A 20,364-nucleotide genomic window follows, 5' to 3' on the forward strand; every position below is an offset into this window, starting at 1 on the left:
TATGGGGAAAAAATCGCTCATTACAAAAACAACTAAAACTGTAAAAGATAGTACTGATCAGGTTTTAGAACAGCTTAAAAGCGGGCTTTCAAAAATTGGAAATATAGGAGCGAGTACAAAACGAAAGTTTGTAAATTACGTTAAAAGTGTATTTGATGTACTTCCTATCATAGAAAAAGCCGGATTTAGAACAAACAGACTCATTGTTGGTATTTCAGTGCCTCCATCTATAGAAATTCACGTAAATAGATTTAAAGAAGTAGATGACGAAACTATAGAAAAGCTTTATGCTGAATACAAGAACAAAAAGATGTTTAAACTATTATTAAAATCATTGCTAACGGCAAATGACTTTCAGTCTAAGCTCTCGTCAGAAAGTTTAGTTTTTAGTGAAATTTGTGTAGAAATCTCGATTCCACCCAAAGTAAGTATTAAATACCTGAACAAAGAAATTGCTAATCTCACCAAGATTGAACTAGATTTTAACTAATACATCTATGGAACAAAATAAAGAAACCCGTATTAATAAATATCTCAGTGAAGTAGGTTATTGCTCCAGAAGAGCAGCTGACAAATTAATTGAACAAGGACGGGTAACTATTAATGGTGTTATTCCAGAAATGGGTACTAAAATAAATGCTCAAGACGAGGTACGAGTAGATGGGAAACTAATCTCTGAGTCTAAAGATAAGGCCATTTATATTGCTTTTAATAAACCAATTGGTATTGTGTGCACAACCGATACACGAGTTGAAAAAGACAATATTATTGATTACATCAATCACCCTAAACGTATATTCCCTATAGGTAGATTAGATAAACCTAGTGAAGGTCTCATTTTTTTGACGAATGATGGAGATATAGTAAATAAAATTTTGCGTGCACGTAACAATCATGAAAAAGAATACATTGTTACTGTAAACAAACCTATTAATAAAGATTTTGTTCAAAAAATGAGTAATGGTATTCCTATTTTAGACACGGTTACCAGAAAATGCAAAGTAGAACAAATTGGTAAAAATAAATTTAAAATTATCCTTACGCAGGGCTTAAATAGACAGATAAGAAGAATGTGCGAGTATTTAGACTATAGAGTGACCAAGCTCAAGCGTATTAGAATTATGAATGTTTCATTAGACATTCCTGTTGGAAAATGGAGAGATCTAACCAAAAATGAGTTAAAAGAGATCAATAGACTTGTTACAGACTCATCAAAAACCTATAATTAACTTAGCCCTAAAAGCTTTTTACTAAGAACATCCCTAAAAAAACTGCTGCAAATCCAAGTACAAAACTTCCTACAGCATACATAAAGAAATTCAGAAAATCACCTGACTTTAGAAACACATGGTTTTCATATGCAAATGTTGAAAATGTTGTGAATCCACCACAGAAACCTGTTGCCAATAGCAACGTTTGACTTTGTGATAGAGTATCATTTTTAGCAGCCACCCCAAGGATAATACCTATCAGTAAACTACCTAACACATTAGCTAAAAAAGTACCATAAGGTATACCGCTAGCCTCACTATTAAAGTATTTTGCCAGTATATATCTGGCTATACTACCAAACCCACCACCAACAAAAACCAATAGCACTTGCTTCATTATAGTTTTATTTTATCAGCATCGTTTATGTTCCATTTACCAGTAATTGTGCCTTTACTTATTGTTACAATTCCTGGGTTAGAGCGTACAATAGTTTTTAAGGTAGTTTCATCGCAAAAAAGCAAATCAAATTCAAGCCCATATTCCTGCTTTACTTTTTCATAATATGCTTCCGTTGAAGCTGAAAAAGCAAACACATCATACCCTTGTTGCATTGCCTTTTCTGCAATGGTATTTAACTCTTTAAGACCTTCTTTATCTGCTTTTTCTAAATTGTACATCACGAAAAGTAATAGCTTTTCACGTTGCATTAATTCTTCAGTAAGATCTTTTCCACCCCTCTCCATTGTAAAATCATGAATAGGAGGTTCATAACCTTTTTCTATAAGTTTTGTTTTTCTATTCACGAAAGTGGCACCCTCAATCTCCCAAGGTTTTTCTTCAGTAGTAAACTCTTGATCTACCCCATTCACCTTATAAATCCAAGTGTCTTTATATACCGCCTGTTTTGCATTTTCAGGATAAATCATTCCCTCAGGGATATTCTTACCAATGGCATAAGCTCTAAAATCTATTGGTGGTAAATGCTGCAAGGCATAATAGGTGACAAACAGAAAAATTAATAGTGAGGCGTAGGTGATCGCCTTTGTAATTTTATCTGAAAAAACAGATTTTATATCCGTATAACGAACTACCAATAATATAATTAAGATAATTAAGACTATGTTTTTATAAAAAGTCTCCCAAGGTGTTAAGGTAATGGCATCACCAAAACAACCGCAGTCAGTCACTTTGTTATAATATGCAGAATACCAAGTTAGGAATAGAAATATAAGCGTAATAAAAAAAAGACTATAGGTTGTAAACTTTGGTTTGAATCCTATTAACAATAGTACCCCCAGCATAATTTCAGCGATAATCAAAAAAATAGAAAAGGCTAATGCATACGGAGTTAAAAACTCCAAATTCAACACATCGGCTCCAAAGTATTCTTCGAACTTATAAGCTGAACCCAACGGGTCTACCAATTTCACAAAGCCAGAAAAAATAAAAGTAATGGCTACCAGAATTCGTGCTACCTGAACTAAAAATTTCATTTTAATTTTGATTTTCTTCAATAAGAATTAATGCAAATACAGCGTAGTTGATCATGTCTTGATAATTGGCATCTATACCTTCTGACACTAATGTTTTGCCTTCATTATCTTCAATTTGCTTTACACGCAATAATTTCTGCAAAATCAAATCAGTTAATGAACTTACGCGCATATCTCGCCAAGCCTCTCCATAGTCATGATTCTTATTTTCCATCAAGGTTTTGGTTTCTAACACATGTTTATCATATAATTCAGTAGCTTGTTTGGTATTTAAATCTGGCTGTTCTACTACACCTAATTCTAATTGAATCAAAGCCATTACTGAATAATTAATGATACCAATAAATTCCGAAACCTCATCTTCATCTACTTTACGTGCATCATTTTCCTGAAGTTGACGGATACGTTGAGCCTTGATGAAAATTTGATCAGTTAAAGAAGGTAAACGCAAGATACGCCATGCACTTCCATAGTCTTTCATTTTATTAATAAACAGCTCTCTACATTTTGCTATTATAGCATCATATTGAACTTTGGTGTTATGCATATAGGCTTATTTAAATTATCGACGAATTTATAAAAAACAAGCTACTTATTATGGAGTAAATAAGTATTTTTACTGAGGTATGTAAGCGATTCAATAAAAAAAGGCTACAATAATGTAGCCTTAAGTATTATATGTCGCTAAACATTTATTCTCTCACGATAGGAGATATGAGAAGAATACTCAAATTTACAAAAAAAATGAGTTCTAGCTGTTAATTTTTTCACAAAAACATATAATAACCCCTATGTTATCAATTAATTGCAAAGGAAATCTAATAAACCTTTCAACCCCAAAAGTAATGGGGATTCTAAACATCACCCCTGATTCTTTTTATGATGGAGGAATCTATAAAGGTGATGTTAGCATTTTAAATCAGGTAGAAAAAATGTTACATGAAGGAGCAACATTTATAGATATAGGTGCTTATTCTTCCAGGCCTGGAGCAGAACATATTAGTGAGCAAGAAGAGAGTGAACGCATTTTACCAGTAATTGAATTACTCCTAAAAGAATTTCCTGAGATATTAATCTCTATTGACACCTTTAGAAGTGGTATAGTAAAAAAATGTGTTGATATGGGTGCCAGTATGATCAATGATATTTCTGGTGGTTCTCTAGACACCAACATGTTTCAAACCATTGCAAACTTGCAAGTACCTTATGTTTTAATGCATATGCAAGGCACTCCTCAAAATATGCAATTACAACCTAACTATGATGATATGGTGAAAGAAGTATTACTTTATTTCTCTAAAAAGGTTGCTGAATTACAAAAATTTCATGTGCATGATATCATTATTGATCTTGGTTTCGGTTTTGGAAAAACGTTAGCGCATAATTATGAGCTACTGAGTAAAATGGATTTCTTCAAAATATTAGAACTACCCATACTCACTGGAGTTTCTCGAAAATCTATGCTCTATAAATTATTAGATATTACTCCAAAAGAAGCATTAAATGCAACAACAGTTGCAAATACAATTGCACTACTTAATGGAACCAATATTTTGCGTGTTCATGATGTAAAGCAAGCAATGGAAGCAATTAAGATAGTTGAAGCTTTAAAGGGATAATGCTTCGGCATCGTTTTTGCGCGATTTGTAGTATAATCTTAATTTTCTATACTATGAGTGCAAGAAATAATCCTGAGATAAATGCTGGTTCTATGGCTGACCTAGCTTTTTTACTATTGATCTTCTTTTTGGTAACCACTACAGTTGATACAGAAAAAGGTATCCTAAAGAGAATTCCACAAAAAATCAATTCACCTATAAAAGATGTAAATGATCGCAACGTCTTAGAAATTAGTTTGAACGCAAACGATGAGGTACTTTTAGAAAATCAAAATATAATTCCATTAGAAAAGTTGAAACAATATGTAATTGATTTTATAGATAATGGTACAAATTGTGACTGGTGTTTTGGCAACAAAGACCCTCTATATTCTGACTCACCTAAAAAAGCTATTGTACAATTAGAAGCTAGCAGAAATACTTCTTATAAAACATATATAGCTGTGCAAAATGAAATTTCAACAGCATATTCAGAATTAAGAGATAAGTTATCTATAACACTATATGGAGTTTCCTTTAAAAACTTGAAGAACCAATTCAAAAACGATAGGAAGAATTTAGTTCTTAAAAATAAAATTAACCATATAAAATCAAAATATCCAGTCAATATATTTGAGCCAGAACCTGTGAATTAAATGGTTAATTTCTTTAAATTTTTGCAAAAAATGTACTCATAAAATATTAGTACATTTACCAAAACCTAAGACTTGGACGCATTCGATTTTTTAAACTTTAGAATTTTAGACATTCTCGATATCGTTCTTGTAGCCCTTCTACTCTACTATGTCTATAAACTTATTCGTGGTACTGTAGCCATTAATATTTTTTTAGGAATTGCCATTATTTACCTTATCTGGAAACTGACTGAAGTACTTCAAATGGAATTACTCAGTGATATTTTGGGTAAATTCCTTGGCGTTGGTTTTATAGCCATGATTATTGTTTTTCAACAGGAAATTAGAAAGTTTTTATTGATGATAGGCTCCACCAATTTCGCATCCAAAAAAGGAGTGTTAAAAAATTTAAACTTTTTAAAATCTGATGATTTCACCATTACTGATGTTGAAAGTATTGTCAACTCTTGTTTAGATATGGCAAAAACTAGAACTGGTGCCCTCGTAGTTATTGAACGAAATAATAGTCTTGACTTTGTAAAACATACGGGAGATCAAATGAATGCCGAAGTAAATATGCCATTGTTGAAAAGCATTTTTTATAAGAATAGCCCGTTGCATGATGGTGCTATTATTATTGAGGACAATATCATTACGGCAACAAGAGTGATTTTGCCTGTAGAAGATAATTTAAAGATTCCTGGAAGGTTTGGTTTACGTCACAGAGCTGCATTGAGTATTACTATGAAGTCAGATGCGGTAGCATTGGTTGTTTCAGAAGAAACCGGGCAACTATCTTATATAAAAAATGGAGAATTTGTTTTGTTTGATGATCCCAGTAAACTTATTGAGATCATAAAAGAAGACCTTAGCTAGCTAATGCAGTTGTAAACTGAATTTCGTATAACTTACTGTAGTATCCTTTTTGTGCTAATAATTCTTTATGCGTTCCTTGTTCAACAATCTTACCTTTTTCCATTACGATAATTCTGTCAGCCTTTTTTATAGTGGCCAATCTATGCGCAATAACAATAGATGTTCTACCTTTTGTAATTTTATTCGTAGCCGTTTGAATAAGTTTTTCAGATTGAGAATCTATTGAAGATGTTGCTTCATCTAAAATTAATATGGCTGGATTACTAACATAGGCTCGTAAAAATGAAATTAGCTGTCTTTGCCCAGCAGAAAGCATCACACCCCTTTCTTTTACATTATAATTATAGTTGCCAGGTAAACTCATAATAAAATCATGAACTCCGATAGATTTGGCAGCTTCTTTTACCTCATCAAGAGATATATCATTGTTGTTTAAAGTAATATTGTTGTAAATGGTATCTGAGAATAAGAATACATCTTGAAGCACTACGGCTATATTATCGCGTAAGGATTCCAACGTGAAATCATATACATTTACATCATCAATTAATATCTGACCTGAGTCAATATTATAGAATCTATTTAGCAAGTTTATAATGGTAGATTTCCCTGCTCCGGTAGCTCCAACAACGGCAATAGTCTCTCCTTTCTTAACATCAAAAGAAATACCTTTCAATACAGGTTCATCTTTAATATAACTAAAGTGCACATCCTTGAATGCGATATTTCCATTAATAGTTTCAATTTGTAAAGTACCTTCATCAACCTCCTGAACATTTTCATCTAAGATCTTAAATACTCTATCTGCAGCCACCATACCCATTTGTAGTGTATTGAATTTATCTGCTATTTGCCTCAATGGTCTAAACAATTGCTGACACATGGTTATGAATGCAATAATATCACCCGCTTGAATAGAGGTATCTACCATGAGTATTTGTAAACCACCATACCATACAATTAAACCAATCACAATAGATGGAATGATCTCCGCTATGGGGAAGAAAATAGAATTGTACCATATAGTACGTACCCAAGCTTTTTTATGTTTGTCATTGATTTTTTTAAAAGTTTCATATTCTATCTCTTCACGTGTAAATAGTTGTACTATTTTCATGCCTGTTACACGCTCTTGTACAAAACTGTTCAAATTAGAAACTTCATTACGCACATCAGTAAAAGCCGATTTCATAGCCTTTTGAAATACTTTAGTAGCGTACACCAAAATAGGCAAGGCAACAAAAGCAATAAGCGCCAAGCGCCAATCCATCCATAACATCACTCCGGCAATGACAATCATTTTTAGTAAATCACTAATGATCATGAACAAGCCTTGTGCAAAAATACTGGCGACAGTTTCTATATCAGATACCACTCTTGTTACCAATTTCCCTACTGGAGAATTATTAAAATACTGCATTTTGAAGCGCAGCATATGACTAAAAAGCTGTGTTCTGATATCTTTAATAATATTCTGTCCTAGCCAATTGGCAAAGTAGATGAATAAAAACTGAAATAACACTTGAAATAAGAGTGCTAACAACATCAATAAAATGAAGTTTAACAAACCTTGTGCATCCTTATTCGTAATAAAGTTATTAATAATCTCCCTCAATAAAACAGGAGTAACTGCCGTAAGCAGAGCCCCTAAAATGACGGAAAATGAAGCAATAAAAAAGTATAATTTATACTTCTTGGCATAATTCATCAATCTTTTGAATAACTGATAATCAAATATTTTACCTGTTACTTTTTCTGCCATGGGTTATATAAATAATTCACTATCATAAACAACTTCTGTAAGGAATAATCCTTGAGGTGGTACCGAAAATCCTGCTTGCCTTCTGTCTTTACTTTTAATTATATCTTCAAAATCTTCGACTGATTTCTTTCCTAAGCCAACATCTATAAGGCTACCAACAATTGCCCGTACCATATTACGTAAAAAACGATCAGCGGTAATATAAAATATCAATAAGTTGTCACTCAATTTCCACTCAGCATTTGTCACTTTGCAATTGTAGGTCTTGACATCGGTTTTAGATTTAGAAAATGACTTAAAATTGTCATAGCTCAATAACAATCTTGCTGCCTTATTCATACTCCTGATATCTAAATTCTTTTGATACAGTTGCCAGGTAGTTTCCAAAAAAAACGGACTTCTACCCAAATAAATTCGATACTCGTAACTTCTACTGCGAGCATTAAACCTTGTATGTGCATCTTCTTTCACAGAAGAAATTTGCTTTATAACTATGTCATCTGGTAAAAAGGCATTCCATTTATCTCTTAGCTCATTGACATCCACTTCGGTATCCAAATCCATATGAGCAAACATTTGCTCTGCATGCACCCCAGTATCTGTCCTACCAGCTCCAACTAAATCAATCGCAGTTCGTAGAATGGTTGAAATTGTTTCTTGTAATACTTGCTGAACTGAAAGTGCATTTGGTTGTACTTGCCAACCATGATATGCTTTTCCGTTATAAGACAGCTCAATAAAGTACCTCAAGAAATCGTATTTTTACCAACAGACAAAGATATGAAATAGCCATTTTCTAAATCTTAATTATACTATAAAATACCTTTGACCAAAATACTACTACTTTCTGATACACATGGATTCATCAATGAACAAATTTTAAAGTTTGTCCGTCAAGCGGATGAGGTCTGGCATGCAGGTGATATAGGAGACCTTAAAGTGACAGATGCAATTAAAAAACTAAAGCCACTAAGGGCTGTGTATGGCAATATTGATAATGCTCAAGTTAGAGCAGAATTTCCTTTGGATAGTGAATTCATGGTAGAAGGTATTTCTGTTTTTATAACGCATATAGGTGGTTACCCCAGAAAATATTATGCAAGAGTTAAGGAAAAATTAGAAAAATTAAAGCCTGACCTTTATATCTGCGGACATTCACATATTTTGAAAGTTATGCGTGATAGAAAGCTGAATTTGTTACATATGAATCCGGGAGCTTGTGGAAAACACGGTTTTCATTCAGTTCGCACAATGCTTAGATTTACGATTGATAAAAAAGAGATTAAGGATCTAGAAGTTATTGAGCTAAGTAAACGAGCTTAAATCTCTCTCGGTACAATAGGTACCAAAATAAAAATACTGGTACCATTATCTTTAGAGGAAACGATATTAAAAACACCTTTCATTACTTTGATACGAGCTTCAATATGATTCAACCCCAAACCACCATTTATTTTTGCTTTTTCAGCATTAAAACCAACTCCGTCATCATTCATACGTATACTTAACATATCGTTTTCACGATGTGCCAACATAATGGTTGCATTCTTTGCTTTACTATGCTTTAATATGTTATTGATTAACTCTTCAATGATACTATGGATCTTGATTTCAAAATCTTGTTCATAACGTTTGATTCCATCGTCATCACTTAACAAAGTAATTTCAGAATTAGAATATTTCTGACACATATCATGAACTGCAAATGCCAGTCCGAATTTTAGTAGCACTGATGAAATAAGATCGTGCGATAAATCACGAATTTTTACAGAAGCTTCATTTACTATGGTTTGTGCCTTTGTAATTTCTTGAGGATAGCCAGATTTTAACTGTGCCTTAGTAGCCTGTAAATGTAAATTTGCAGAAGATAATAATGCACTTACACTATCATGTAAAATTTCGGCAATTGATTTACGTTCTTTTTCTTTCGCATCAATAGTAGCGTTAATAATCTTTATCTGATTTTCATTAATGACTTTATCAAACTTTTGCTGCTGTTTTAAACGGTAGTTTCTATAGAAAATGTAACCCAGCGCAAGTAATGTTATAAATAAAAATAAAGTGCTATAGAAATAGAATTGTGTCCGTTGGCGTTTTGATTTTTCTTCTTCAAATTTTTGCGCTTCTTTAGCTACATTGTATTTAGCTTCAATTTCAGAAATGTTTTTTGCAACATTGGCTTGAGACAAACTATCTGTTAAATCAGTTGCCCTTTCCAAGTATTTATAAGCTTCTTCAAATTTTTTAAGTTCCTCATTAACATATGCCAAGTTGTAAAGAGCAAACTCTTTTATATTTAAGCCCTCTTCAGTCTTTACATTTTTTATATAATCATAAGCTTCTAAATACGCTCTCTTAGCAATATTAAATTCACCTTTTCTATAGTATACACCACTCAAATTAAAAAGAACCTTTACTCTTCCTATAGTATCTTTCTGTCTCTCTTTAATTTTCAATGACCTAGCACCATACTCATTTGCTAAATCGTATTCATCTTTTAAAACATGTATGCCGCTTAAACTAAGTAAAGATTGTGCAATAATATCTTCATTCAATTCATTTATCGGGTAAGAAATTGAATTTTCATAGTATATTCTCGCACTATCAATTTCTTCATAATTATTAAGTGCTTTGGCTATAAGAAAATTTGACTCTATAATGTTAAGGGTGTCTTTTAAATCTTGAAAATTCTTCAAAGCTAACTTGAAATAATGGATAGCACGGTTATAATTTTTATCTTCTTGAAATATCTTTCCCAGATATTTTGCATATTCTCCGTATAACTCATTTTGTTCAGACTTTAACTTTCCAAAAGTTGTCAATAAAATATTCATCGCTTTCTCTTGATTACCACTCTCAAAATGAGCTTTAGCTTCTTTCAAGTTTAAGCTATATAAATTATCATTTTGCGAAATATACTCTTCATAAGTTTTTAGTAGTTCAATTTTGCTTAGAGCAATTTCATTTCTTCCCTGTTGAATATTACTATCGATTGACTTTAGCTCTTTTCTAATATGGCCTTTTAATTCATCACTTTGAGCTGCTGAATAATTTGTGTTTATGAGTAAACATAGAAAAAGAAAAATTAGGAAGTAATTGTTGATTAATTTCATTTAAAGGTAAAAATTCAAATATTCTTTGCTCAACTTAACCGTTAAATAATCTCGTTTCTCATCGCAAAGATAGCAAGGCCCACACTATTTTTTACATTTACTTTTTTGATCAGGTTTTTACGATGTGTTTCAACAGTGCTATGACTAATATGAAGTGTTTCGCTTATTTCTCGTGTTGTATATTGCTGGGCAATTAATTTTAATATTTGATATTCTCTTCGTGTTAATGAATTAATGAGCATACCCTCAACATTCGATTCATCTTGCTTTAAAGGTTTACTCATCAATGTTTTCATCATTTTCTCTTTGATCTCATCACTAAAGTATTGTTCACCGTTATGTACTTTACGGATGGCCTTCACAATATGTTCTCCAGCCGATTTTTTGGGTACAAATCCGCTTGCTCCCATACCCAATACTTCTTTTACCAATTTAATATCATCATAACTGGATAGTATAATTACATAAGGTACATCTTCCATTTTGGCAAACTCCTGCAAAACCCCTATTCCATCTAACTTGGGCATATTGATATCTAAGATTAATACATCCGCACTATGTTCGTTAAACCAATCAATCACCTGAGTACCATTTAATGAAAAACCGATCACTTCTATACCTTCCTCAATCTCCAAGACGGCCATCACCCCATCGATCAGTATTTGATGGTCATCTGCAATATGAACTGTTATTTTATCATCAATCAAGTCGTCCATTTATTAATAATCTTATTTTATAATAAACAATAAATATCAATATATATTGTACAAAAAAAATCGAAGTTTTAAACTTCGATTTTTCAAAAAATATTTTTAACCAAGTGTTATTATTAAGCATAGTTTATTTAAATACCCTGGGCTTATTTTTCTTAAAATATAGAGAAGTAAAAGCTTCAAAGTTAGAATCATTGCTAGCCACATCATAATAAGATTCAAAATAATGATCGAAACTCAAGCTTGAAAATTCATTAAACTTCAAAGTATGTTTTATACTTTTACCAGAATTGCCATTTTCAATCAAAAATACCTTTACGGTACCATTTATTATTGTTGATGATACTGTAGTATTTGCATCCGTCTCAAATGTTACAGTATTCAATTCGTCATCAATTACAACATACGATTGTAATAGTGTACCTTCAATATCTTTTAAAATAATCTTTTCACTTTTATCGGCCGAAAATGAAGCCAATAATACAACAGCAACTAAAGCGAGTAATGCTTTTCTCATGATTAGGGGATTTTAGGAGTTATTAATTGTTTAGAGTTATTCAGTAAATTACCTTGAACTTACCGTTCAAAGGTATTTTAAAGAGTACCTGTAAAACAATAGTGAAAACAAGGATTTTTAAAAATACCCAGAAACCATGAGTCACTACCCAGAAACCATGAGTTTTCCCTTCCTTTCTTGGCAAAGAAAAGAAAAAATTGTTAATAACTTGAGTTATTTGTTGATAAAGTCGATCAACTAAATATTTAAATCGTTGAAAAACTGACATTTAGCCTTTTACTAAATTTGTTAAAAAAAAGACATTAAAAGTTAATTTAAGTCAAATTATTTAGTAATTTAGCCAATGAGATTAGGAAACTCCTAATTATGCAAAGGAGAAAAGCTAATGTATATTAGTTTTCCCCTTTCTCCCCTTCCTTTTCTCCCCTTATTAAGGAGTGTATTATAAATGTTTAGCGACGATTAATACTCCAAATGTATTGCAAAACATGAATACCAGTCAATAGTTGATTCAGGTATTTTTAAAAATCATGGAAAACCATGAGTTTTGCAAAAATCTTAAGACCTTGAGAAATCAAGGTCTTTTACTTTTAACACAAAGCATAAAAAAGCCACCTTTAAAGGTGGCTTTTACACACATAATATAACTAAGATGTTAGAACTATCGTAATCTATCAACAGATTTCACAAGGTTTTCATCTTTCTGAATAGCCTTATTTGCCAAAACCAACAACAAAACATTCACTATTGGAAGAAACACCCCAATACCCTTCTCAGAAATTTTACTCTCTCCAGGTAACATTAGTAAATAGTATAACAACACTCCTAATAAAAAAAGGTTGATCAAAATATTAATTCTATTTAGCACAAATTGCAACTTTCTATTTTTAAACAAAAAAATAGTTATAAAAGCTAAAGCAGCCGAGGCAGTAAATAAAAAGGGCACAGTTTTCAATAATACTTCATCTGAAGTCAATAAATCAAATGCATATAACTCACTGTCATTTTGATTCCATAAATTAAGCACAAAAATTAAGCCGCCAGATACAATAGCACTTAACAATAAATATACAGACTGTATTCTTTGAATCATTTTTACTAAATAGCGGCACAAAAATACATCAATCTTTTTAAGATTTAAAGTTTCTATTTTAAAATAAATTTGTATACTTGCAGCATATTGTACATGAATACTTCTATACAATAATTCAATTACAACTCAAATTTAAGTTTACATTATAGGCCTTTTAAAAGGTTATTTTACGTTTTTAATCACATTTACACATTCTAATGTTCGAAATTGAAGCACTGAAAGAAAAAAAGCTTCCTGAGTTACAGGAAATTGCAGAAAAAATTGGCGTTCCTAAATTCCGCCAACTAAAAAAATTGGATTTAGTTTATCAAATTCTAGATGTTCAAGCTAGCAATCCAGCTGTCAGAGAAAACACTCCAAAACCAAAAAGAACTCCCAGAAAAAGAATCCATAAGGCAACTGTTCCTTCAAATACTAAAGAAGAACAAATAGAAAATACAACTTCTAAAGAAGAAACAAAATCTCCTCCTGTGGTCGTTGAAGAAAATAAGCCAACGGAAAAACCCAAACAGAACTCTGAAAACCCTAAACAAAATACCGAAAACCCTAAGCAGAAACAGAAAACACAACAATATCAGAAAAGAGAGCATAGAGACAACAGACAACATCAAAATAAACAAAAAGGTAATACCGGAAATGGAAAACGTCATGGTAGATACCGTGATCCTGATTTTGAATTTGATGGCATTATAGAAAGTGAAGGGGTATTAGAAATTATGCCTGACGGCTACGGCTTTTTACGTTCTTCAGATTATAATTATTTATCATCTCCTGATGATATTTACGTGTCGCAATCACAAATAAAATTATTTGGTTTAAAGACAGGAGACACTGTAAGAGGAAATGTTCGTCCACCAAAAGAGGGTGAAAAGTATTTCCCATTGATTCGCGTTTCTTTAATTAACGGGTTAAACCCGAGTATTGTTAGAGATCGTGTTGCATTTGAACATTTAACACCTTTATTTCCAAAAGAAAAATTTAATCTTGCTGAAAAGGGAAGTTCAACATCTACCCGAATTATTGATTTGTTTTCACCCATAGGTAAAGGACAGCGTGGCATGATCGTTTCACAACCAAAAACCGGTAAAACAATGTTATTAAAAGACATTGCAAATGCCATTGCCGCAAATCATCCTGAAGTATATCAAATTGTTTTATTAATTGATGAGCGACCTGAAGAGGTTACTGATATGCAGCGCAATGTAAGAGGTGAAGTTGTTGCTTCTACCTTTGATGAACCAGCAGATAAGCACGTGCGTGTAGCTAATATTGTGTTGGAAAAAGCAAAACGTTTGGTTGAATGTGGACACGATGTAGTGATTTTATTAGATTCTATTACACGTTTGGCAAGAGCCTATAATACAGTTGCACCCGCTTCGGGTAAAATTCTATCGGGTGGTATTGACGCTAATGCATTGCACAAACCAAAACGTTTTTTTGGTGCCGCTCGTAAAATAGAAAATGGAGGTTCACTTTCAATTATTGCAACCGCATTGACAGATACCGGGTCTAAAATGGATGAGGTCATCTTTGAAGAGTTCAAGGGAACTGGTAATATGGAACTGCAATTAGATAGAAATATAGCGAATAGAAGAATTTATCCTGCTGTTGACCTTGTTAAATCAAGTACGCGTAGAGATGATCTATTACTAGACGAGAAAACTATTCAACGTATGTGGGTAATGCGTAAATACTTGGCGGATATGAACCCTATTGAAGCAATGGAATTTATTAGCGAAAAAATTAAATTCACTCAGAATAATCAAGAATTTTTGATTTCTATGAATGGATAATCATTAAAACATACTAATTCAAATTACTGAAGACCAGACATACTATATATGTTTGGTTTTCTTTTTTTAGTAAAAACTTGCAATATATAGATAAATGTATGTATATTTGCCACCCAAATCGCGGGATAGAGCAGTAGGTAGCTCGTCGGGCTCATAACCCGAAGGTCACTGGTTCGAGTCCAGTTCCCGCTACTAGTAAACAAAGGGCTTTCAGAAATCTGAAAGCCCTTTTTAATTCTCAGGTAAAACATAGGTAAAACATTTTACCTTTTAAATTTAATTTGCATCTTTCTACTGCCTTTTAATTCTTTAAGCTCAATTTTCATGTTTTTACTGTTACTCACAATACTTGACTGAGTAATACAAACTAATAGATTTAATTGTTTATTCAAGGCTAAAAATCAAATAAACGCTAATTCACTAATAAAATCATCTTAACTTAATATGATTACTTTTGGATAATTTCTATTCTGTGATTTTGTCCCCAATGAATAATTTCTCCTATCAAGTTATCTAATGTTTTACCATGTTCAGTCAAAGAATATTCAACAGTAATTGGTTTAGTTTCTTTAACCGTACGAGTAATTAGTTTATTTAATTCAAGTTCTTGTAAGTCGTTTGATAATTTTTTTGGAGCAATCCCATTTAGGCTTCTCTTTAATTCCATAAATCGCATTGTTCCACCACGAAGTAATGTGCCTATTATTTGTATTTTCCATTTACCAGATAATAATTCCATCGTGTCCCTAATAGCTAGTAATTGTGCAACACATTCTTTTGATAATGGTTCTCTTTGTTGTACTTTCATTGCTAATTAACAGTTTCCTAAATGATACTAGTATCTTTTTGTTAATAAGTATCAAAAGTAAACTAATCTTTTTTAAATTTGTAGTGTAAAACAAAAATATAGATATGAATACTAAAACTTTTTTAACAATTCATGGAACTATTTATGCCATTTTTGGGTTAGCTTTATTTTTTATTCCAAAACTCTTATGGCCTATTTATGGGTTGGAGTTAAATGATGAGTATGCAGTGTTCTTATCGCAACACACTACCATATTTTTAGGAGGAATCGCAATTATTAGTTTATTATTTAGAGATGTTAAAGAAAAAAGTATTCATGCAAGGAAAATTTTAATTGGGTTATTATGGACAAATATTTTAGGCGTAGTAATTACACTTTACGCTATTTATAAAGGAATTTTTTACGGTTTTGGATGGTCAGATCCAGCTTTTTTTGCCTTACTATCTATCTTAAGCTACTTACAATTAAAGAAAAATCAATAATCTTAAAAACAGTATATTATGAGTACACAAAAAATTTGGGACTTACATTTAAAGTATGATGGTCCTGTTACACAAGAGTTTATGGATGGTAATAAAGCTTTAGCCGAAAGTATAGCCGAAGAGGAAGGCGTTATTTGGAAAATATGGACATATGAAGAAGGTACTAATCATTATGGTTCTACATATTTATTCAAAAACCTTGAATATTTAAAGAAATATAGAGAAATGCATATCAAGAGATTAAATGCTATTGGTATAACTGATATCACAGATCATACTTTTGATATTTTTGAAGATTTAAGTAAAATTGATAATGCTCCTATTGGTTAGAGCAAAAGATTAGAGTTAATCCTCGAATTTCAATTTCCAAACCTTACGATGGGCTTTTCAATTTAAAAAGAGAATTTAGTTTGCGCCCAACGTTGGTGTATGGTTTGTTGTTTATAGTTTTATTCGATTACCAGTTCAACTCTTATTTGTCCGTCTTGGGCTCTAAAATCCCGATTAAATACTTTTTTTCCAATAATTTCTTTTGCCTCTATCATCTTATCGAGATACCCTCCGAATTCAAAAATATACTTATTAGAGTTCAGCTCATTTTTAGATTCCAAAAAATCCGAAACGTGCATTAAATATTTGTCTAAAATATCCTCTAGAGGATATTGGTTGTTAGTTTCATCAGATTCCAATTCATAAGATAAAGTCATTCTATACTTGGCTTCATGTTCATCATTTAAGTCCATATAAATACCATCCTCAATTTGTTTGTACCGTTTTTGATTTTTATATTTCTCAAGTTTCACCAATGTAATGTTCTTCATCACACTATATTCTAAACGCAGCTCTTGATTAGCTGAAGAGTTGGAATCTTTTTTTTCCGATTGCCCAAATAGATTACTGAATAGCCCCATAGTAATAATTAAAGCTAATATTTTACTCATTATTCGTGTTTTCAAATTACACACAACTTATTATATCTCTAACAAATATACTATTACTCTTTAAATTTACGGAATAAGAGCAATAATACATTACTCATATCTCAAAATCAGTTTTCGATTTCCCCTCGACTCTTTTATTTCCAATACCAACTTCTCATTATCCCCCAATACAAACTTTGGAAGTACAAAAACGAACCTCTTTGATTGTTTACTATTAAGAACTGATGGGAATTCATATCTATAAATAACATCTTGCTGTAGTTTTTGATAAGATGCCTTACGCTTTTTGTTACCATTAACTCGGTAAACGTTTAGGAAATCAATCTCAAAATCAATTCCAGAATTGTTGGTAAATTCCATTACCAAATAGACTTCATCGCCTTGATATACCATTCTTTGTAATCGTAACTTTAAACCTTTATTTCGTTTTGTCTTTAGATTCTCTGGCTTTAGTTTTAAAAGATATTTACTGAACTTTTCAAAGAACAAAACTCTTTTCTGTTCTTCAGATATAGACGGAACACTTGGTTTTTCCTTAATTGTTTTTCTTACTTCATTGCCAATACTTTCAACTCCTGCTACAAAGTAATTCAGCTTGTCGAGCTCTTTTCTATATTTTAAAATATAGGAATATACTTGTCCATCATTAGTAACTGCGAGCAAATTACTTTCTACTCCTTGTTGTGCTTGTAGCAATCCGAAATATTGTTCCTTTTCACGATTGTACGTGAACACAAAATGTGAAGCTCCAGTTATTCCTTGCCGTATGGGTTTTGGAAAAAACAGTGCTACATTTTTATGTTCATTGGCGTAAATGGTGTCTAATTTTTGCTGTGCATTTAAAGAAGTACTAACAAGTAGTATTGCGAATATGTATAAAAACCTTTTCATAAGAGTGAGTTTAATAAATGCCTTTTAAAGGCTCATTGTTTTAGCTTTAAGATTAATTGATAGTTGTCTGTAATCGTAACTTTAACATTGCGATTATTACGTTGAAATAACTTTTTGATACCAGAAACTTGTGGAACACCTGCGATATTGATATCGTTTATGGCATCACCAACCAATTGTTGTCTGACTTCAGCTCTAAAACTGTTTTCGATATAAATGCCCTCACTACCATCTTGATAATCATGTGCTGTTAGTTTTACGGGTTGATGATTGATATGCTCAATAGAAATCATGGTGCGATTGGGTTGAAACTTTACAAAACCATAAATTGATGTGTTCTTGGGTAAACGTTTTCCGTTTATGGTAGCTTCTTTTATCAATCGCATTTCTAACCTGAAGTTCTGTTGAACAGTTTGTTTGCCGTCAACTCGAACGAAAATTTGAGCATCAGTATTCTGATTTATGAGGATGTCATTCTTTATAGGATTAGATGCAAAAAAGAGTTGATGTTCTAAACCCAATTCTTTCGCTTCAACTAATGTTACCTGCTTCTCAATTTTTGAAGTTGTTTCTTTTTGTTCTTTGATTACAGGCTTAATATTGAGCTTCGGTTTTCGATAGGAAGCTTCTGTATAATTGATTTTTCCTTGATTATAGATACTATCAATCATTCGCATCTTCTCTTTCTCTAACAAATCTTCATCATACACTCCTGTGGAGTCCAGTAAGCGTTCATCATAAATACTGGGCGCATTGGTTTGGCGTACTTCTTTTAAATCGTCCAGGGCTTCTAATTTGGACTTGTATTCTTTCTGTTCATCTTCCAATTCAGGAACTGGAATTTGACTAGTATCAACAGTCGGTTCTTCATTATCGCTAAAATTGATGACATAGTACGAACCAATGAACAATACCACGCAGAGTATCAATCCCGCAAAGACAATTTTATTCTTTTCTATCTTCATAGCTTTCTATTTTTTTAAGTTGATTTTCAAAAAAGTTGGTAATGAGTAATCCGTGTGTGTTCTTCGGAAAGTTGCGATTGACGTGGATTAGATTTCCCGATGTTGTTAACTCATAAGTATCAACAACAGATCCTCGATTTATTTGAAAAATAGTTTTGGTTTCGAATTGATATGGCTCTTGCTGAATGTCAATCTTAGAATCAACACTAACCACTTTTTGAACTAATGAATATTGTAATAAACGATTGTAAACACCGTCGGCTTTTTTCTGTCTATACAAGGCATCTACAGAACTATTCCCTAACCACAATGCCTTTTCTAAATTCTTTTCATAATTACTGGCATCGATGTTATAGAAATAATTGTGAAATACGTCTAAATGAGCAAGTGCTTCCACGCCTAAATTCTCCAGTTGGGAAACCATTTTAAGAGGAATCACACTACCATCACTATTTACTACAAAGGCATTATTGACAGCTTCCTTATGCAGCTTCACAACCATCAGTACAGAAACAATACAGGTAGCAACTGTTGCAATTACTACAGTCAACACAATGAAGCGATTTAGCTTCAGAACGTTGTAAATATTTTTATAAGGTGTTTTCATATTTGAGTTGAGTTTTGATGCCAAATGCACTTTAAGTGCCAAAAAGCCTAAAGACAAAAGAAGTAGCACGGCGATAGAGTTTGAATTTTAGGAACACGATAAATCCTAATGAACCAAATTCAATGAGTGGTGCAAAGAATTCACTTCCCCAATTTGTTCCGAATAGGTCATTCCAGAAATTGGTATTGATTTCCGTATAGAGATTATTGACAAAGACATTCACCAAAAAGAATGCAGGAACGAGCATATACACTCCAGCATAGAGCTTAAAAAAGTTATAGGCTAATCCTCTGAACTTTTCAAACACAGCCAAACTAATTACCAATGGAAAAAAGGCTTGCATAATCCCTAAAAGGAAGAAACGCTCTGCCAGAAACAATGGATAGATAAACAAGTCTATCAACCAAAGGAAGATTGCCATGATAAAGGACAAAACCTTAAGCCCATACAAAGGTGTTACCAAAGCTTCATATAACATTGCTAATGCTTTTTTGGCGGCTTCCAAGGCACCCACATCCTGTTCCAAATCTATATCCTGCATCTGCAAAGGAAGGAGTGCCGGAGCCGTGTCTCGGTATTGAGCTTCGATAGCTACTAAAATGGAATCGAAAACACCCAATACCTGTGTTGAAAAAATGACTATAATGACAATAGCGAAGTTCTTCGCCAGTTCGGTTGGTGTTAATCCCCAGGTATGCCCATCTGTTGAAGCAATGCCCTCGTTGTACTTCTTTAGGATATTGATTAGGAAAAATAGAATAGCCAAAGTCTTCATCCCAGTAATGGTATACTGCGAGAAGTCACTATTTTTAATCGTAGTGAAAACCGTGTCTATATATTCTAACCCTATTCCTAAAAACATCTT

General features: G+C 32.4%; 24 protein-coding genes and 1 tRNA gene. 10 read left to right on the forward strand and 15 right to left on the reverse strand.

Going from position 1 to position 20,364, the window contains the following annotated elements; translation table 11 throughout:
- Position 1 precedes the first annotated feature (1 nt).
- Complete coding sequence (locus AC1EU5_RS05815) at positions 2-490, forward strand: hypothetical protein (RefSeq protein ID WP_480191425.1); 489 nt, start codon at positions 2-4, stop codon at positions 488-490.
- A gap of 7 nt (positions 491-497) precedes the next feature.
- Complete coding sequence (gene rluF / locus AC1EU5_RS05820; RefSeq protein WP_480191426.1) at positions 498-1,229, forward strand: 23S rRNA pseudouridine(2604) synthase RluF; 732 nt, start codon at positions 498-500, stop codon at positions 1,227-1,229.
- Positions 1,230-1,236: 7 nt separating this feature from the next.
- Here the strand turns inward: rluF and crcB are convergent, their stop codons facing one another.
- From crcB to AC1EU5_RS05835, 3 genes are read right to left on the reverse strand one after another with little or no spacing between them, the layout of a single operon-like run.
- The gene (gene crcB, locus AC1EU5_RS05825; protein WP_480191427.1) at positions 1,237-1,608 is read right to left on the reverse strand and encodes a fluoride efflux transporter CrcB; all 372 of its coding nucleotides are present in this window, start codon (positions 1,606-1,608) and stop codon (positions 1,237-1,239) included.
- Positions 1,608-2,705 carry a BT_3928 family protein gene (locus AC1EU5_RS05830; protein WP_480191428.1) on the reverse strand — a complete coding sequence of 366 codons (1,098 nt, stop codon included), beginning with the start codon at positions 2,703-2,705 and terminating at the stop codon, positions 1,608-1,610. The genes crcB and AC1EU5_RS05830 overlap by 1 nt, the downstream gene beginning before the upstream one ends.
- A 1-nt stretch (position 2,706) precedes the next feature.
- A complete protein-coding gene (locus tag AC1EU5_RS05835) occupies positions 2,707-3,252 on the reverse strand; it encodes a DUF1599 domain-containing protein (protein WP_480191429.1) in 546 nt (181 codons plus the stop codon).
- A 298-nt stretch (positions 3,253-3,550) separates the two neighbouring features.
- Between AC1EU5_RS05835 and folP the strand changes: the two genes are divergently transcribed.
- The 3 genes from folP (at position 3,551) to AC1EU5_RS05850 (ending at position 5,814) form a co-directional block, all read left to right on the forward strand.
- Positions 3,551-4,324, forward strand: a complete 774-nt coding sequence (gene folP / locus AC1EU5_RS05840) for a dihydropteroate synthase (RefSeq protein WP_480191430.1) — start codon at positions 3,551-3,553, stop codon at positions 4,322-4,324.
- Positions 4,325-4,377: 53 nt separating this feature from the next.
- Positions 4,378-4,959, forward strand: a complete 582-nt coding sequence (locus tag AC1EU5_RS05845) for a biopolymer transporter ExbD (protein ID WP_480191431.1) — start codon at positions 4,378-4,380, stop codon at positions 4,957-4,959.
- A 72-nt stretch (positions 4,960-5,031) separates the two neighbouring features.
- Positions 5,032-5,814, forward strand: coding sequence for a diadenylate cyclase (locus tag AC1EU5_RS05850; RefSeq protein WP_480191432.1), 783 nt, complete (start codon positions 5,032-5,034; stop codon positions 5,812-5,814).
- On the opposite strand, the gene AC1EU5_RS05855 is transcribed toward AC1EU5_RS05850, so the two are convergent.
- Positions 5,807-7,576: an ABC transporter ATP-binding protein gene (locus AC1EU5_RS05855; RefSeq protein WP_480191433.1), complete on the reverse strand. Its 1,770-nt coding sequence runs from the start codon at positions 7,574-7,576 to the stop codon at positions 5,807-5,809. The two genes, AC1EU5_RS05850 and AC1EU5_RS05855, sit on opposite strands and share 8 nt — an antisense overlap.
- Positions 7,577-7,579: 3 nt before the next feature.
- Positions 7,580-8,326, reverse strand: coding sequence for a tRNA pseudouridine(38-40) synthase TruA (truA, locus tag AC1EU5_RS05860; RefSeq protein ID WP_480191434.1), 747 nt, complete (start codon positions 8,324-8,326; stop codon positions 7,580-7,582).
- 75 nt (positions 8,327-8,401) lie between these two features.
- Between truA and AC1EU5_RS05865 the strand changes: the two genes are divergently transcribed.
- On the forward strand, positions 8,402-8,899 hold the full coding sequence (locus AC1EU5_RS05865; protein WP_480191435.1) for a metallophosphoesterase family protein: 498 nt from the start codon (positions 8,402-8,404) through the stop codon (positions 8,897-8,899).
- On the opposite strand, the gene AC1EU5_RS05870 is transcribed toward AC1EU5_RS05865, so the two are convergent.
- The 4 genes from AC1EU5_RS05870 to AC1EU5_RS05885 form a co-directional block, all read right to left on the reverse strand.
- A complete protein-coding gene (locus tag AC1EU5_RS05870; RefSeq protein WP_480191436.1) occupies positions 8,896-10,689 on the reverse strand; it encodes a tetratricopeptide repeat-containing sensor histidine kinase in 1,794 nt (597 codons plus the stop codon). The genes AC1EU5_RS05865 and AC1EU5_RS05870 overlap by 4 nt on opposite strands.
- 41 nt (positions 10,690-10,730) lie before the next feature.
- A complete protein-coding gene (locus AC1EU5_RS05875) occupies positions 10,731-11,405 on the reverse strand; it encodes a response regulator (protein ID WP_480191437.1) in 675 nt (224 codons plus the stop codon).
- Between the two features lie 124 nt (positions 11,406-11,529).
- Positions 11,530-11,919, reverse strand: coding sequence for a hypothetical protein (locus tag AC1EU5_RS05880; RefSeq protein WP_480191438.1), 390 nt, complete (start codon positions 11,917-11,919; stop codon positions 11,530-11,532).
- 661 nt (positions 11,920-12,580) lie between these two features.
- The gene (locus AC1EU5_RS05885; RefSeq protein WP_480191439.1) at positions 12,581-13,012 is read right to left on the reverse strand and encodes a DUF4293 domain-containing protein; all 432 of its coding nucleotides are present in this window, start codon (positions 13,010-13,012) and stop codon (positions 12,581-12,583) included.
- 197 nt (positions 13,013-13,209) lie between these two features.
- On the opposite strand from AC1EU5_RS05885, the gene rho reads away from it, so the two are divergent.
- Both rho and AC1EU5_RS05895 read left to right on the forward strand, forming a co-directional pair.
- Positions 13,210-14,805: a transcription termination factor Rho gene (gene rho / locus AC1EU5_RS05890; RefSeq protein WP_480191440.1), complete on the forward strand. Its 1,596-nt coding sequence runs from the start codon at positions 13,210-13,212 to the stop codon at positions 14,803-14,805.
- A 119-nt stretch (positions 14,806-14,924) separates the two neighbouring features.
- Positions 14,925-14,997 (forward strand) — tRNA-Met (locus AC1EU5_RS05895).
- Positions 14,998-15,253: 256 nt separating this feature from the next.
- On the opposite strand, the gene AC1EU5_RS05900 is transcribed toward AC1EU5_RS05895, so the two are convergent.
- Positions 15,254-15,613 (reverse strand): winged helix-turn-helix transcriptional regulator, encoded by a 360-nt coding sequence (locus AC1EU5_RS05900; RefSeq protein ID WP_480191441.1) that lies wholly within the window; start codon positions 15,611-15,613, stop codon positions 15,254-15,256.
- Positions 15,614-15,717: 104 nt separating this feature from the next.
- On the opposite strand from AC1EU5_RS05900, the gene AC1EU5_RS05905 reads away from it, so the two are divergent.
- Together AC1EU5_RS05905 and AC1EU5_RS05910 are read left to right on the forward strand one after the other, a co-directional pair.
- Positions 15,718-16,095 (forward strand): hypothetical protein, encoded by a 378-nt coding sequence (locus AC1EU5_RS05905; RefSeq protein ID WP_480191442.1) that lies wholly within the window; start codon positions 15,718-15,720, stop codon positions 16,093-16,095.
- 18 nt (positions 16,096-16,113) lie between these two features.
- On the forward strand, positions 16,114-16,425 hold the full coding sequence (locus tag AC1EU5_RS05910) for a monooxygenase (RefSeq protein ID WP_480191443.1): 312 nt from the start codon (positions 16,114-16,116) through the stop codon (positions 16,423-16,425).
- Positions 16,426-16,544: 119 nt separating this feature from the next.
- Here AC1EU5_RS05910 and AC1EU5_RS05915 read toward each other — a convergent pair whose 3' ends face one another.
- The 5 genes from AC1EU5_RS05915 to AC1EU5_RS05935 form a co-directional block, all read right to left on the reverse strand.
- Positions 16,545-17,036, reverse strand: coding sequence for a hypothetical protein (locus AC1EU5_RS05915; protein ID WP_480191444.1), 492 nt, complete (start codon positions 17,034-17,036; stop codon positions 16,545-16,547).
- Positions 17,037-17,126: 90 nt separating this feature from the next.
- Positions 17,127-17,927 (reverse strand): DUF4138 domain-containing protein, encoded by an 801-nt coding sequence (locus AC1EU5_RS05920; protein ID WP_480191445.1) that lies wholly within the window; start codon positions 17,925-17,927, stop codon positions 17,127-17,129.
- Positions 17,928-17,959: 32 nt separating this feature from the next.
- Positions 17,960-18,892: a conjugative transposon protein TraM gene (traM, locus tag AC1EU5_RS05925; RefSeq protein ID WP_480191446.1), complete on the reverse strand. Its 933-nt coding sequence runs from the start codon at positions 18,890-18,892 to the stop codon at positions 17,960-17,962.
- Positions 18,873-19,499: a conjugal transfer protein TraK gene (locus AC1EU5_RS05930; RefSeq protein ID WP_480191447.1), complete on the reverse strand. Its 627-nt coding sequence runs from the start codon at positions 19,497-19,499 to the stop codon at positions 18,873-18,875. Before AC1EU5_RS05930 ends, traM begins: the two co-directional genes overlap by 20 nt.
- A gap of 31 nt (positions 19,500-19,530) precedes the next feature.
- Complete coding sequence (locus AC1EU5_RS05935) at positions 19,531-20,361, reverse strand: hypothetical protein (protein WP_480191448.1); 831 nt, start codon at positions 20,359-20,361, stop codon at positions 19,531-19,533.
- Positions 20,362-20,364 lie beyond the last annotated feature (3 nt).

Source organism: Maritimimonas sp. 2405UD52-3 (assembly GCF_056591715.1).

Coding starts and splice junctions, on each gene's coding strand:
- AC1EU5_RS05815 (WP_480191425.1), top strand. CDS start 2: ATGGGGAAAAAATCGCTCATTACAAAAACAACTAAAACTGTAAAAGAT.
- rluF (WP_480191426.1), top strand. CDS start 498: ATGGAACAAAATAAAGAAACCCGTATTAATAAATATCTCAGTGAAGTA.
- crcB (WP_480191427.1), bottom strand. CDS start 1,608: ATGAAGCAAGTGCTATTGGTTTTTGTTGGTGGTGGGTTTGGTAGTATA.
- AC1EU5_RS05830 (WP_480191428.1), bottom strand. CDS start 2,705: ATGAAATTTTTAGTTCAGGTAGCACGAATTCTGGTAGCCATTACTTTT.
- AC1EU5_RS05835 (WP_480191429.1), bottom strand. CDS start 3,252: ATGCATAACACCAAAGTTCAATATGATGCTATAATAGCAAAATGTAGA.
- folP (WP_480191430.1), top strand. CDS start 3,551: ATGGGGATTCTAAACATCACCCCTGATTCTTTTTATGATGGAGGAATC.
- AC1EU5_RS05845 (WP_480191431.1), top strand. CDS start 4,378: ATGAGTGCAAGAAATAATCCTGAGATAAATGCTGGTTCTATGGCTGAC.
- AC1EU5_RS05855 (WP_480191433.1), bottom strand. CDS start 7,576: ATGGCAGAAAAAGTAACAGGTAAAATATTTGATTATCAGTTATTCAAA.
- AC1EU5_RS05870 (WP_480191436.1), bottom strand. CDS start 10,689: ATGAAATTAATCAACAATTACTTCCTAATTTTTCTTTTTCTATGTTTA.
- AC1EU5_RS05875 (WP_480191437.1), bottom strand. CDS start 11,405: ATGGACGACTTGATTGATGATAAAATAACAGTTCATATTGCAGATGAC.
- AC1EU5_RS05880 (WP_480191438.1), bottom strand. CDS start 11,919: ATGAGAAAAGCATTACTCGCTTTAGTTGCTGTTGTATTATTGGCTTCA.
- AC1EU5_RS05885 (WP_480191439.1), bottom strand. CDS start 13,012: ATGATTCAAAGAATACAGTCTGTATATTTATTGTTAAGTGCTATTGTA.
- rho (WP_480191440.1), top strand. CDS start 13,210: ATGTTCGAAATTGAAGCACTGAAAGAAAAAAAGCTTCCTGAGTTACAG.
- AC1EU5_RS05900 (WP_480191441.1), bottom strand. CDS start 15,613: ATGAAAGTACAACAAAGAGAACCATTATCAAAAGAATGTGTTGCACAA.
- AC1EU5_RS05905 (WP_480191442.1), top strand. CDS start 15,718: ATGAATACTAAAACTTTTTTAACAATTCATGGAACTATTTATGCCATT.
- AC1EU5_RS05910 (WP_480191443.1), top strand. CDS start 16,114: ATGAGTACACAAAAAATTTGGGACTTACATTTAAAGTATGATGGTCCT.
- AC1EU5_RS05915 (WP_480191444.1), bottom strand. CDS start 17,036: ATGAGTAAAATATTAGCTTTAATTATTACTATGGGGCTATTCAGTAAT.
- AC1EU5_RS05920 (WP_480191445.1), bottom strand. CDS start 17,927: ATGAAAAGGTTTTTATACATATTCGCAATACTACTTGTTAGTACTTCT.
- traM (WP_480191446.1), bottom strand. CDS start 18,892: ATGAAGATAGAAAAGAATAAAATTGTCTTTGCGGGATTGATACTCTGC.
- AC1EU5_RS05930 (WP_480191447.1), bottom strand. CDS start 19,499: ATGAAAACACCTTATAAAAATATTTACAACGTTCTGAAGCTAAATCGC.
- AC1EU5_RS05935 (WP_480191448.1), bottom strand. CDS start 20,361: ATGTTTTTAGGAATAGGGTTAGAATATATAGACACGGTTTTCACTACG.